The following is a 12,772-nucleotide window of genomic DNA, read 5'->3' as shown; positions in this document are numbered from 1 at the left end:
GCCTGTGATTACAGTGCTGCTTCGTCTGTTTCACCGGTACGGATACGAATGACACGTTGCAATTCGGCAACGAAAATTTTGCCATCGCCAATTTTGCCGGTGTAGGCCGCTTTGCTGATCACATCAATCACTTCATCTAACTGGTCGTCGGCGATAGCAATATCGATTTTGACTTTAGGCAAGAAGTTGACGCTGTATTCGGCTCCGCGATAAAGCTCGGCATGCCCCTTCTGGCGACCAAACCCTTTGACCTCAGTTACGGTCAAACCCTGAATACCTACAGAGGATAACGCTTCACGCACGTCCTCTAACTTGAATGGTTTAATCACCACGGTAACCAGCTTCATATTGCCTCTCCACGAATTAAGCCCAAAAACTTACCCCCGGTACGATTCTTATAAAGCAAAGGCTATGCCATAAATTATTTCGTTTTAAAATTCAGCCAATTATGCGGATGAGTGGCGACACAAAGATTGAAGATGGAGAAGGGCGCATAGTATTGATGAGCGGCACCGCACCATTATGGTGCAATGCGCGTTGGGAAGGTGCAGTAAATCATAGAGAAGGGAACAATGCCCGCTGGTGGTGCAAAAATCAGAAAATCCCGCCAGCGGCACACACTGGCGGGCTCTCTTATGCTGGCTGAGCTTCCTCACGCGTAGCGGCAGCCAGTTCCTCACCCGCCAGTTGTAACTGGTACATCTGGTAATAGCGGCCCTGCTGCGCCAGTAACTGCTGATGGTTCCCCTGCTCCACCGCCTGGCCACGATGCAGTACCAGAATCGAGTCGGCCTCGACGATGGTGGAAAGACGGTGTGCAATCACCACCAGCGTGGTGTGCTCGCGGATCAGGCGTAATGCACGCTGGATCGCCTGCTCCGTGCCAGAATCGATGTTCGCCGTGGCTTCATCCAGGATCAGGATCTGTGGTGCCTGCACCAATACGCGCGCCATAGCCAGCAACTGTTTCTGGCCGACAGAGAGGTTATTCCCCTGCTCGCCCAAGCACGTGTGAAGCCCTTGCGGAAATGAACGCACCAGTTCAGCCAGTTGTACCGCTTCCAGCGCCTGCCAGACGGCTTCTTCATCAATGTTACGGCCCAGCGTCACATTTGCCAGCACCGACTCGGCGATCACTACCGGATCCTGTTGCACCATGGCAATGCCCTGGCGCAAGGTGCGGTGCGAAAGCGTGGACAATGGGCGCCCGTCAACCCGCACTTCGCCAGATTCTACCGGGTAATACCCCATCAGCAGGTTGGCCAGCGTGCTCTTACCGCTGCCGGTATGCCCCACCAACGCCACAAAGCCGCGCGACGGTACGCTCAGCGAGATATGCTGCAACACCTTTTGCCGATCGCGATAGGCAAAGCTCAGATCGTCAATCTCAATACTGCCGCTTGTCAGCGGGCGATCGTCTGCACCGTAGCTCTGCTGGTGGCGATCCATCAAATCAAAAATACGTTCACCGGCCACCACCGCCTGCTGCAAGATCGACTGCTGCGAAGTCAACTCAATCAGCGGCTCATTCAAACGGCCAAGATAGTTGATAAAGGCGTACAACACCCCCACGCCAATCACGCCTTCACCGCTGAAGCCAAACAGCATCAGCAAGCCGCAGAGTACCAAGGCAGAAAACAGGCTGAGCAGTGGCCGCAGCAGAAAGCCATCCAGGCGCAGCGTCTGCATACGCGCTATGTAGTGTGAGCGGCTGGCGGCGCTCATACGCTCGCCAAACCGCTTCTGCTGGCGAAACTGCTGGATCACCCCCATCCCGCTGATCACTTCGTTAAAGCCATCATTGATATCCGCCAGATAGCTGCGAACCCGGCGCACAATCGGCGTGCTGTAGTATTGATAGATCCACATCACCACCAGCACCGCCGGGAAGATGCAGATCGCCACCAGCGCCATGCGCCAGTCGAGGCTGAACATCGCCACCAGCATCGCGCCGATCAACGCCGCGCTTTTCAGCACCGTGGCCACCACCATCACATACAGGTCTTTAATCACCTCGGTATCGTTGGTGACCCGCGATATCAGCTGCCCGACCGGTTGAGTATCAAAGGCGCTCAGCGGCTGACGCAGCGCCGCATCCATCACGTCGGTACGCAAGCGTTGCACGACCCCCACCGCGGCCCGATTGAACAACAAGGCCTGAAAATATTGCAGCGCAGCAGCCAGCAGTTCGAGCAGAACGTAAGCCACCGCCAGCCCACTGACAATCATCAGCGGCAGTTGCCCCTTGGCAACATAGTTATCGATAAAATAGCCGATCAGGATTGGCCCAGCGACTTCCGCCGCCGCCGCGATCCACAACATCACCACAGCCAGCCCCAGCGGCTTACGGTAAGGTGAACCGTAAGCCAGCAGCCGTTTCAACGTTGGCCAGATCTTTTGCATCTTACTCATCAGCCAGCGCCTCCTCAGGGGTTTCCGGCGTTTCATCCAGCGCCGCTTCCAGTTGCTGGTAACGATACATATCGCGATACCAGCCAGGCTGCGCCGCCAGTGAGGTGTGCTGCCCATGCTGGGTAACCGTTCCCTGCTGCAATACCAGGATTTCACTGGCTTCAGTCAGGGCCGAAAGACGGTGCGCGCTGATAATTAGCGTGCGGCTTTGCCCCCAACTGCGCAGGTTATGCAGGATTTGGTGTTCCGTTCGGCCATCCACCGCAGAAAGCGCATCGTCAAGGATCAGGATCTCCGCCTCCAGCAGCAACGCCCGCGCAATGGAAATCCGCTGTTTCTGACCGCCGGACAACATCACGCCGCGCTCGCCCACTTCGGTTTCATACCCCTGCGGCAGACGCAGAATATCTTCATGCACGCTGGCCAGACGCGCGGCCTGTTCAATCTGCTCCTGCGTGGCCGCAGGGTTTCCGAGGGCAATGTTATTTGCCACACTGTCGGAGAACAGGAACGGGGTCTGGCTGACCACCGACAGGCGTGAACGCCACTGATCAAGTTTGATCTGGGTGAGCGGCAAACCGTGGTAACTGATTTGCCCATCATCAATATCGAACTGACGCTGAATTAAGGCCAGCAGCGTCGATTTCCCCGCACCTGTCGGCCCGCACAGGCCGAGCATTTGCCCTGGCTGCAGTTCCAGCGCAACATGGTGCAATGCTGGCCTGGCGTTTTCCGGATAGTGAAACGCGTTGATCTTCACCGCCAACTGACCGCGAGCGGCAGGTAACTCAAGCTCGCCGTCTTTCACCGCCGGCGCTTCTTCCAGCAGGCTGCGGATGCGGCTATACGCCGCACTGCCACGCTCAACGATATTGAACATCCACGCCAATGCCAGCATCGGCCAGATCATCAGGCCGAGATACATGACAAAACTGGTGAGTTGACCCAGGGTGAGTGCCCCTTCGACCACCATCCAACTGCCGCCGCCGATCGCCAGCAGGTTGGAGGCACCGATGGCAATATAAATGGTGGGATTGAAACGCGCGTCAACGCGCGCCACGTGCATATTCTTCGCACCGGTCTGCGCCGCCACATCGGCAAACTGCCTGGATTGATGATCTTCCAGCCCAAAGGCTTTGATCATACGGATGCTGGTCATACTCTCCTGCGCCTGATCGTTCAAGCTGGAAAACGCTGCCTGCGCCGATTTAAAACGCTCATGCAGCTGATCGCCATAGTGCTTGATGGCGATCGCCATGATCGGCATCGGGATCAGCGAAAGCAGCGTCAGTTGCCAACTGATCTGCGTGCTCATCACCAGCAGCACCACCAGGCCCATCACCAACGAATCCACCAGCGTCAGCACCCCCTCACCGGCGGCAAACACCACGCGATCCACATCGTTGGTGGCCCGTGCCATCAGATCGCCGGTACGATGGCGCAGATAAAAAGCCGGATTCTGGCGGCTGAGCTGGTGATAGAAATTTTCACGCAGTTCCACCGCCAACTGATAGGACGCACCAAACAGCAGCACCCGCCACACATAGCGCAGCAGGTAAACCAGGATCGCGGTGCCGAGCATCAGCCCGAGCCAGGCCAGCAGTACGCGGGTAGACATCTGTTTGCTGGTCACGCCATCGACAATGATCCCCACCAGCTTGGGCGGCAGCAGTTGCAGAATGGCAATAATGATCAGCAGCAGCACCGCGCCAAGATAGCGGCGCCATTCGCGGCGGAAATACCAGCCGATTTGAGCAAATAATCTCACGCAGTTTTATTCCAGACAGGTAACGGTTTTCTCTTTTTTGCCTTAGCGGCAGACAATACTACCGGTAAAGCAGCTGCTCGGTGACGTTTTCACTCCGGCACTGGCAGCGCCGTGGTGTATTTGATTTTTTCCATCGCGAAGCTGGAGGTCACATCGATTAGCCCTGGTACGCCGGTCACCAGGCGCTTGTAGAAGTTGTCATAGCTTTTCATATCGGCCACTTCAACCTGCATCAGGTAATCGTATTCCCCCGCCATGCGGTAAAATGCCAGCACTTCTGGCATCTGCGCCGTCAGTGCAACAAACTTCTGATACCACTCGCTGCTGTGCTGTTGGGTTTTAATCAGAACAAACGCCGTCAGCCCAAGCCCGAGTTTTTCATTATCCAGCAGCGCGACGCGTGCACGAATGTAGCCTTCATCCTCCAGCCTTTTCAGCCGTTTCCAGCACGGGGTCGACGTCAGGTTCACTGCGTCGGCCAAAACCTGCAGCGATTGTGTACAGTCTTGTTGCAGCATGCACAGCAGTTTGCGGTCTGTTTTGTCTAACATAGCTCAATCCGGAGAAAATTTTTCTCCCATTAGGCGATTAAACAGGAAAAATGGCAATCCTTTTTTCCTGGTGAAACGCTATGCTACGCCATCAACCAGCCCCTATTCTGAGACCTGATGATGACAAACGCTTGGGTAAAATATGCTATCGGTGAAATAGAAGCGGATTTTCAACGCTCCGCCGACACGCACCTGATACGCCTGAACCTGCCGGAATTCCCCGGCATCTGCCTGTATCTGAAAGATGAAAGCACCCACCCTACCGGCAGCCTGAAGCATCGCCTGGCACGTTCGCTGTTCCTGTACGGCCTGTGTAACGGCTGGATCCAGCAAGACACCACCATTATTGAAGCCTCTTCAGGCAGCACCGCGGTGTCAGAGGCTTATTTCGCCAGGCTGATCGGCCTGCCGTTCATTGCCGTGATGCCTTCCTGTACCGCCCGCCGCAAAGTGGAACAGATTGCGTTTTACGGTGGCCGCAGCCATTTTGTCGATCATGCGGCGCAGATTTATGCGGTTTCAGAAACGTTGGCAAAAGAGTTGAATGGCCACTATATGGATCAGTTCACCTTCGCGGAGCGGGCCACCGATTGGCGCGGTAATAACAATATTGCCGACAGTATTTTCCGCCAGATGGCGCGTGAACCCTACCCCATTCCCAAACATATCGTGATGAGCGCCGGGACCGGTGGCACCTCAGCAACGCTAGGGCGCTATATTCGCTACCAAGGGCACGATACGCAGCTTACCGTGGTCGATCCGGAAAACTCGGTGTTCTACGACTGTTTCCACCACGGCGATCGCACCATTATCGGCAGCTGTGGCAGCCGTATTGAAGGTATTGGCCGCCCACGCGCTGAGCCCTCGTTTATCCCTTCAGTGATCGACAGCATGCTGCGCGTGCCGGATGCTGCCAGCGTGGCCACCATCCACTGGCTGGAAAGTGTTCTGGGCCGCAAGGTCGGAGCTTCTACCGGAACCAACGTTTGGGGCGCACTGCAGCGGGCAAAACAAATGCGCGAAAAAGGGGAACAGGGGGCGATCGTCACTCTGCTGTGCGACAGCGGGGAACGCTACCTGGATACTTACTACAACCCAGAGTGGGTCAGTAATAATATCGGCGACCTGCGGCCTTATTTGACACAGTTGGCCAATCTGTAAACGACAGGAATAAAAAAGCCGGGTAGTCCTACTCAAGGTACTTGGAGTGGCAGCGTTGTCGGTTGCAACTTCTAGTCATAAGAGTAACCCGGCGGCTGTAAAGGCTCCTTTATACGGGGGTATAGGGGGAGCGTGGTGAACGCAGCCAATGTTGCAAATAGTGAGCCACCGCCTGTTTTTCGCAGTGGCCGATCACCGGAAGATCGGGAAGCAGCGCTTTCAGCTGTGGTAACGCGTTCCCCATCACCACGCCATGCCCCACGCTGGCCAGCATTTCTTTATCATTCATCGCATCGCCAAACGCCATGCAGTCTGCCAACGTCAGGCCTAAATGACCGCTCAGTTTTTCCAATGCGGCACCTTTGTTGCAGCCCAGCGGCAACACCTCAAGACACTCATAAGCCGAGAAACACAAATCAACACGCTGCGCAAAATGGGCGTGCAACTGTGCCTGCAGTTCAACCAAGGCGTCATGAGGGCCACAGAAACAGACTTTGCTGTTGCCCAACGCCGGCAAGCGCTGCAAATCGGTCAGTTGGAAATGAAAACCGCTGAGATGATGAGCCTGCAACATCTCCGGCACCGCCAGATTGGTCAACCAACCTTCATCACGGAAAACGTGCAGGCTGGCAGGAGTCTGCCACTGGGTATGCAGCACCTCTTCGGCCACATCGGCTGGCAAATCCGTGGCATGCAGTTGCTGACCCTGTTTGTCATAGACACGCGTACCGTTGCCGGTGATGAGATACCCTTGCAAGCCCAGTTGCGCCATGATCGGCTGCGCATCCAGGTAATGCCGCCCGGTAGCAAAGGTCACCACCATGTCCCTGTCGATAAGCTGATTCAACGCGGCCAACGTTTCCGGCCCAATCAGATGATCGGGCGTCAGCAAAGTGCCATCCATATCAAAAGCAGCCAAACGATACATATAAACCTCTCAAGACATCTCACAGACAGCGCGCCGTACCGATATGCCTCAGAACGGTAGGCACTATGATAACCGCTACAGTATGTGATGGCATTTGCGGAAGTAATAGTGAACAATTCAGAAAAATGCTTCCGGATTTATATTCAAGCCGTAGCTTGAAAGCTCAAGAGGATCGCTATGCGCCTGGTTCATCGCCTCAGTCAGTATCAACGTTTGTATCAGCAACTCGGTAGCGCCCCCGTAAACATCACCGTCGCAGAACTGGCGACCCTGTTTTATTGCAGCGAACGCCATGCGCGCACGTTGGTGCAACAGTTGCAGGAACAGGGTTGGCTGAGCTGGCGTTCCCATGCCGGGCGCGGTAAACGAGCACAACTGCAATGCCTGAAAACGCCCGATGAATTGCGTGCCGCCCATCTGCAACGTCTGTTGCAGATGGGCGATCATCAGGGTGCATTGCAAATGGCACAGCTTGCCCCCCAGCATCTGCAAGAGCTGCTGAGCCCGCATCTTGGCGGCCAATGGCAGGAGGGCAGCCCTACGCTGCGTATCCCCTATTACCGTATGCTAGAGAAGCTCGATCCGCTCACGCTCAGCGGCCGTGCCGAACAACACCTGGTTACGACTCTGTATGCGGGTCTGACACGCTTCAATACCGGTTGCCCACAACCCCAGCCGGATCTGGCACATCATTGGCAGATCGGCAAAGGCGGCTTGCAGTGGCAGTTCTTTCTGCGCAGCCAGTTGCGCTGGCATAACGGGGAACCTCTGACCGGCCAGCAATTGCTGCAAACGTTAAACCGGTTGCAGCAACACCCGCGCAGCCAGCCGTTATTGAGCAGCGTGCAAACCATCAGTTTGCCGCATGCGCTGTGTGTTCAATTCGATCTGCATACGCCGGATTACTGGCTGGCGCACCGCCTGGCGGAACTCCCCTGCCTGATGACCCATCCAGCACACCCCGAGCTTGGTGCCGGGCCGTTCAAGCTGGCATTGAATGAGCCGCAAATGGTACGGCTGGAACAGCATCCTTACTACCATCTGCAACACCCTTATCTGGAAAGCATCGAATATTGGATCACACCGGATTTGCTCACCAGCGGTAATGACACCAGTTGCCAGCACCCGGTGCGGATCACCATCGGCCAACAGGAAGAATTAGCCCAGGCACGGCCGGTACAGCGCAGCATGAGCCTGGGCTGGTGCTATCTGGCGATCAACCAGCGCCGTGGAGTGCTCAGTGAAGCCCAAGGACAAAAGTTGTTGATGCTGATCCAACGCTCCGGGTTACTGGCTAATTTGCCCATTCCCAATAGCGTGATCACACCAAGCCATGAAATGCTGCCTGGTTGGGCAATCCCCGAGCACCAGATGGATGAGGTTACCCTCCCCACCAGATTAACCCTGCTTTACCACCCACCGGTCGAGCTTGAAACGCTGACACAAGCCTTGCAGCAGTTGCTGGCGCAACAGGGTTGTGAGTTAGAAGTGCATTATTACTCGGGCAAGCGCTGGCAAAGTACCGAGCAACTGGCGCAGGCCGATCTTTTGCTGGCAGATAACCTGATTGGTGAAGCGCCGGAAGCCACGCTGGAAAGCTGGTTACGCCGCGATGTGCTCTGGCAAGGTATTCTGACGGAGGAAAACTGGCAGCACCAACAGCAGGTATTGCAGCATATTCAGCAAGTTCCGGATCAACAACGGCGCTACGACCAATTGAAAACCTACTATCAGCAACTGATGAAGGCGGCAATTCTGACGCCGCTGTTCCATTATCAATATCAGGTCAGTGCACCACCACGCATTCAGGGGGTGACCCTCACGGCTCACGGCTGGTTTGATTTTTGCCAGGCCTGGCTGCCGCCACCATTAGCAGAGAATGAATGATAGCCAGAGCCTAGTCTGCTACCATCACCAATGTTATTCCGCCGCTGTGATGCCAATGGCTCGCAGCGGGATTAAACCAGCCGCCCGAGTGTGCATCGGGAATGGCTCCTCGACAGAAGGTTGATTCTATGAAACGCGCAGTCGTCGTTTTTAGCGGTGGACAAGACTCCACGACCTGCTTAATTCAGGCATTGCAGCAGTACGATGAAGTTCATTGCATCACGTTCGATTACGGCCAGCGCCATCGTGCCGAAATCGATATTGCTCAAAATCTGGCACAGAGGTTGGGTGCCAAGGCGCACAAAGTGTTAGATGCCAGATTACTCAATGAGCTAGCGATCAGCAGCCTGACTCGCGATAACATTCCGGTACCCGCGTTCGACAGCCCGCAGGATGACACGCTGCCCAGCACCTTTGTGCCAGGGCGTAACATTCTGTTCCTGACCCTGGCGGCGATTTATGCCTATCAGGTGGAAGCTGAAGCGGTAATAACCGGCGTGTGTGAGACCGACTTCTCTGGTTATCCAGACTGCCACGATGAATTCGTTAAGGCGCTGAACAATGCTGTTGTGCTGGGTATCGCACGCGATATCCGCTTCGAAACCCCCTTAATGTGGCTCAACAAGGCCGAAATCTGGGCACTGGCCGATTATTACCAGCAGTTAGAGCTTGTCCGCCAGGAGACTTTGAGCTGCTATAACGGTGTGCAAGGTGACGGCTGCGGTTCATGCGCGGCCTGCCACCTGCGCGCCAAGGGTTTGCACCAGTATCTTCAGGATAAAAGCAGCGTCATGACTAGCCTGAAACAGAAAACCGGGCTGATTTAAAAGCGCTGCTCGTCGCCATTTATGTAATACGGTCTATACCCTATGGATTTCAAGTTGCAGCCAACAACGCTGCAGCTTGAAAGACAACAGGTATATCAGGCCTGCATATCTTTCTGCTGTAACGCCATCAAATGCTCACGCAACTCCCCTTCGATCGGCAACGCTTTTTGGGTTTTCAGATCGACACAGACAAACGTCAGTGTTGCATCCGCAACCGGTGAACATTCAGGCTCCAGCGTCACCTGCTGGCTCAACACTCCGCTTTTACCATTCAGTTGCTGCATTTGGCTGTCAATGCGCAGCTTGTCACCCAGCACCGCTGGCCTGCGGTAATTGATATTGATGTTCACCACGATGAACGCAATATTATTCAGCGCCATCCAATGAAACGCATCCAGATTCTCCAGCCATTCCCAACGCGCCTCCTCCAGAAACTCCAGATAGCGGGCATTATTAACATGTTGATAAAAATCAAGATGGTAACCGCGAACTTTAATATAGGTATGCATAGTGAAACGGTCGCTCCTGCCACGGGTGATCATCGGTTAAAACGGGCGCACCGCGCCCTGACAAGTTTGGATTTACCCTCTTCATCAGCGATGAAACTGGTATGACCTGTAGAATGTAGCAGAGGAAAGCGGCTGGCTGGCTACTTTGCCACGCAGCCGCGATCGGGATCACATTTTCAGCCGAGCACGATTCTTTTCCAATAACGTTGGCCCGATTCCTGGTACCTCCTGTAATTGTTCAACCTGAGTAAAGGGCCCATTCTGTTCCCGGTACCGCACGATAGCCTCTGCTTTTTTCATCCCGACACCGTTTAATTTGCTGGCCAGTTCTTCAGCATCCGCATCATTGATACTGACCGTAGCTTCACCTTCGGAAGGTGCTTCAACGGCAGCCTGCCGCTCGGCTTTAGCCGGGCTTTGAGCCACCGGTTGAGGCGCTGGTGGCGCTTTTTCTGCGGCGTTGGCCGATGCCCCCACCAGGCTGAACAGAGCCGCCGCCAACAGGAACTTTACGGAATGAGAAAAACGGGTAATGCCTTTATTTTCGCTATGTTGCATGCTGTATCCTCCCTATGTTTAACAGCGAGGCTACCTTGCCGCAGCGGCAAATATTCAGCAAATGACAGATGTTAAATGTGGAAAAGGCCGCGAAAGCGGCCTTGATGAATTACATTTTGTTGCAGAGAAATGCGGTGCTTATTGAGGTTGTTGCTCAGCGGCACCCATGGTGATTTTGGCTTCTTTACGCAGGTTTGACAGCAACGAATCGAGTGCAATACCCACCGCACTCTCCTGCATTTTGCTGACAAAGGCTTTCATCTCATCTGCCGGTAAAGTGCCAGGACGCACGGTATCCAACGCGATCAGCACCACGTTATCCTGACGATCCTGCGACATACCATAAACGGACTTGCCATCCTGAGGATGAGGCAGTGAGAATATGCTTTCCACCAGTTGGCGATCTTCCGAGTTCCGCGTCATTTTCTGCACGCTGCCAAAGCTCAGGCCAGCCGCTTTCATCGCTTCATCGCCTTTACCCTGCTTGAGTTCAACCAACAGCTTCTCGCCCTGCAGCTTCGCTTCCTGCAGCGCTTTGTTGCGCTTCACCATCTCAGTAACGCGATCTTTCACCTTGTCGAACGGCTCAATGCCTTCTGGCTGGTGATTTGTCACACGGATAACAAACGCGCGATCGCCATCGACGGTGATCACATCGGAGTTACTGCCCGGAGCACCATTCTCACCAATCAGTGAACCGTCGAAGATTGACTGCACAACAGGTTTAAAATTCAGCGCTGCTGGAACATTGTCACGGGTAAACCAGTCGCTTTGCACCGCTTTAACGCCGGCGGCATCTTCCGCCGAGGCCAGGGATTCATTGTCGCTGGTCGCAGCTTCGCTCACCTTCTGCTGCAATGCATAGTAGGCATCAACCGCTTTTTCCTGCTTCACCTGTTTGCTGATGGCATCATGCACTTCACTTAATGGCTTCACCACCGCCGGTTTGATATCGTTCAAACGGACAATCAGATAACCCACCGAAGATTTCACCACGCCGGATATCTGGCCTTTCTCTGTCAGATTGGCCTGTTTCAGTTCATCAGCGGTCGTTTCCGGCTCAAGCCAACCCAGTACACCGCCATCGCGGCGTGAAATGATGTCGGTAGATTTCTCTTTCGCCAGCGTGGCAAAGTCGGCGCCGTTTTTCAGCTCATCCAGAACCGCCTTGGCATCCGCTTCGGTTTTCAACTGGATCACGCTGTAATTTCTGCGTTCCGGCTGGCCATAATTGCTCTGATGCTGGTCGTAATAGGCGCTGATATCCGCTTCGTTAACCGTTACTTTGTCTTGCAGTGCGGCAGCATCCAGCGCAATAAAGCTCACCTTCACCTTTTCTGGTGCGATGAAGCTGTTCTGGTTCTGTTCGTAATACGCTTTCAGCTCATCGTCTGTCGCGGTCTGCTTAGCCAGCAGCGCTTTAAGCTCGATCGTCGCCAAACGCACATCGCGCTCCTGCAACATCAGGGCAGCCATGGCCTGAGACTCGGCTGGCAGTATAAAACCGGAACCCCCAAAGCTCTGGAGCAGTTGCTGATTAATCAGTTGCTGACGCATGGATTGCGCATAATTATCGGCGCTGTAACCCATACGGGTAATCAGATCGAGATATTTGGCGTTATCGAATTGGCCGTCAGTCTGGAAGTAAGGCGCCTTACGGATAGCGTCCTTCACCTGTTCGTCACTCGCGTTCAGGTTTAACTTTTTGGCATACTGGTCAAGCAGCATGTTGTCAATCAACTGCGACAGTACCTGATGGCGCAGTTGCTGCATGTAACCTTCGTTCCCCGCCAGCGCGGAAAACTGGTCACCCAACTGCTGCTGCATGCGACTACGCTCACTCTGGAAAGCCTGCTCCAGTTGAGCACGTTCGATGACCTGGCCATTGACTTTCGCCGCATAATCGCCGGAACCGCCGGTCAGGTAGCTACCCACCCCTGTCAGAACAAATGACAAGATGATCAGGGCCAGGATGATTTTTAGCACGATGTTGTTAGCAGCCGCGCGTAAATTGTCCATCATAGTGTGACAACACTCCGCTGTGATGTGGATTAAAAACCCTTGTGCAGGCGCGTTCCCTGCGACAAAAATAAAAAAAGCGCATCAATCTGATGCGCCTTATATCTTACCTCACCAGCACCGCTGCGTCAGGTGATTGTTTATGTGTTGCT

11 protein-coding genes are annotated in these 12,772 nt (G+C 54.5%); 3 read left to right on the top strand and 8 right to left on the bottom strand.

What is annotated here, in order from left to right:
- Positions 1-8: 8 nt before the first annotated feature.
- The 4 genes from glnK to WG891_RS11725 all read right to left on the bottom strand — a co-directional run bounded on the left by glnK (position 9) and on the right by WG891_RS11725 (position 4,731).
- Positions 9-347: a P-II family nitrogen regulator gene (gene glnK, locus WG891_RS11740; protein ID WP_002208627.1), complete on the bottom strand. Its 339-nt coding sequence runs from the start codon at positions 345-347 to the stop codon at positions 9-11.
- A 286-nt stretch (positions 348-633) separates the two neighbouring features.
- Positions 634-2,412, bottom strand: coding sequence for a SmdB family multidrug efflux ABC transporter permease/ATP-binding protein (locus WG891_RS11735; RefSeq protein WP_337262893.1), 1,779 nt, complete (start codon positions 2,410-2,412; stop codon positions 634-636).
- The gene (locus WG891_RS11730; RefSeq protein ID WP_337262892.1) at positions 2,405-4,180 is read right to left on the bottom strand and encodes a SmdA family multidrug ABC transporter permease/ATP-binding protein; all 1,776 of its coding nucleotides are present in this window, start codon (positions 4,178-4,180) and stop codon (positions 2,405-2,407) included. The genes WG891_RS11735 and WG891_RS11730 overlap by 8 nt, the downstream gene beginning before the upstream one ends.
- 89 nt (positions 4,181-4,269) lie before the next feature.
- Positions 4,270-4,731, bottom strand: a complete 462-nt coding sequence (locus tag WG891_RS11725; protein ID WP_156292442.1) for an Lrp/AsnC family transcriptional regulator — start codon at positions 4,729-4,731, stop codon at positions 4,270-4,272.
- A 120-nt stretch (positions 4,732-4,851) separates the two neighbouring features.
- Between WG891_RS11725 and WG891_RS11720 the strand changes: the two genes are divergently transcribed.
- The gene (locus tag WG891_RS11720; RefSeq protein WP_337262967.1) at positions 4,852-5,892 is read left to right on the top strand and encodes a PLP-dependent cysteine synthase family protein; all 1,041 of its coding nucleotides are present in this window, start codon (positions 4,852-4,854) and stop codon (positions 5,890-5,892) included.
- Positions 5,893-6,001: 109 nt separating this feature from the next.
- Here WG891_RS11720 and cof read toward each other — a convergent pair whose 3' ends face one another.
- A complete protein-coding gene (gene cof, locus WG891_RS11715) occupies positions 6,002-6,820 on the bottom strand; it encodes an HMP-PP phosphatase (protein ID WP_337262891.1) in 819 nt (272 codons plus the stop codon).
- Positions 6,821-6,997: 177 nt separating this feature from the next.
- Here cof and WG891_RS11710 point away from each other — a divergent pair, with 177 nt between their 5' ends.
- Together WG891_RS11710 and queC are read left to right on the top strand one after the other, a co-directional pair.
- On the top strand, positions 6,998-8,707 hold the full coding sequence (locus tag WG891_RS11710; protein WP_337262890.1) for an SgrR family transcriptional regulator: 1,710 nt from the start codon (positions 6,998-7,000) through the stop codon (positions 8,705-8,707).
- 128 nt (positions 8,708-8,835) lie between these two features.
- Entirely contained in the window at positions 8,836-9,534 is a 699-nt protein-coding gene (gene queC / locus WG891_RS11705) for a 7-cyano-7-deazaguanine synthase QueC (RefSeq protein WP_337262889.1), read from the top strand.
- Between the two features lie 95 nt (positions 9,535-9,629).
- Here the strand turns inward: queC and WG891_RS11700 are convergent, their stop codons facing one another.
- The 3 genes from WG891_RS11700 to ppiD form a co-directional block, all read right to left on the bottom strand.
- Positions 9,630-10,043: a YbgC/FadM family acyl-CoA thioesterase gene (locus WG891_RS11700; RefSeq protein ID WP_337262888.1), complete on the bottom strand. Its 414-nt coding sequence runs from the start codon at positions 10,041-10,043 to the stop codon at positions 9,630-9,632.
- Between the two features lie 168 nt (positions 10,044-10,211).
- On the bottom strand, positions 10,212-10,601 hold the full coding sequence (locus WG891_RS11695; RefSeq protein ID WP_337262887.1) for a ComEA family DNA-binding protein: 390 nt from the start codon (positions 10,599-10,601) through the stop codon (positions 10,212-10,214).
- Positions 10,602-10,739: 138 nt separating this feature from the next.
- Entirely contained in the window at positions 10,740-12,623 is a 1,884-nt protein-coding gene (gene ppiD, locus WG891_RS11690) for a peptidylprolyl isomerase (protein WP_337262886.1), read from the bottom strand.
- Positions 12,624-12,772 lie beyond the last annotated feature (149 nt).

This window comes from Serratia sp. MMO-28 (genome assembly GCF_037199905.1).
GTDB classification, from domain to species: domain Bacteria; phylum Pseudomonadota; class Gammaproteobacteria; order Enterobacterales; family Enterobacteriaceae; genus Chania; species Chania oryzae.
Note: the sequence above shows the minus strand (reverse complement) of the source record. Positions and strands in the feature narration are given on the sequence as shown.

Excerpts from the sequence above, each read along its gene's own strand:
- WG891_RS11695 (WP_337262887.1), bottom strand. The coding sequence starts at position 10,601 with ATGCAACATAGCGAAAATAAAGGCATTACCCGTTTTTCTCATTCCGTA.
- cof (WP_337262891.1), bottom strand. The coding sequence starts at position 6,820 with ATGTATCGTTTGGCTGCTTTTGATATGGATGGCACTTTGCTGACGCCC.
- WG891_RS11735 (WP_337262893.1), bottom strand. The coding sequence starts at position 2,412 with ATGAGTAAGATGCAAAAGATCTGGCCAACGTTGAAACGGCTGCTGGCT.
- WG891_RS11700 (WP_337262888.1), bottom strand. The coding sequence starts at position 10,043 with ATGCATACCTATATTAAAGTTCGCGGTTACCATCTTGATTTTTATCAA.
- WG891_RS11710 (WP_337262890.1), top strand. The coding sequence starts at position 6,998 with ATGCGCCTGGTTCATCGCCTCAGTCAGTATCAACGTTTGTATCAGCAA.
- ppiD (WP_337262886.1), bottom strand. The coding sequence starts at position 12,623 with ATGATGGACAATTTACGCGCGGCTGCTAACAACATCGTGCTAAAAATC.
- WG891_RS11725 (WP_156292442.1), bottom strand. The coding sequence starts at position 4,731 with ATGTTAGACAAAACAGACCGCAAACTGCTGTGCATGCTGCAACAAGAC.
- queC (WP_337262889.1), top strand. The coding sequence starts at position 8,836 with ATGAAACGCGCAGTCGTCGTTTTTAGCGGTGGACAAGACTCCACGACC.
- glnK (WP_002208627.1), bottom strand. The coding sequence starts at position 347 with ATGAAGCTGGTTACCGTGGTGATTAAACCATTCAAGTTAGAGGACGTG.
- WG891_RS11720 (WP_337262967.1), top strand. The coding sequence starts at position 4,852 with ATGACAAACGCTTGGGTAAAATATGCTATCGGTGAAATAGAAGCGGAT.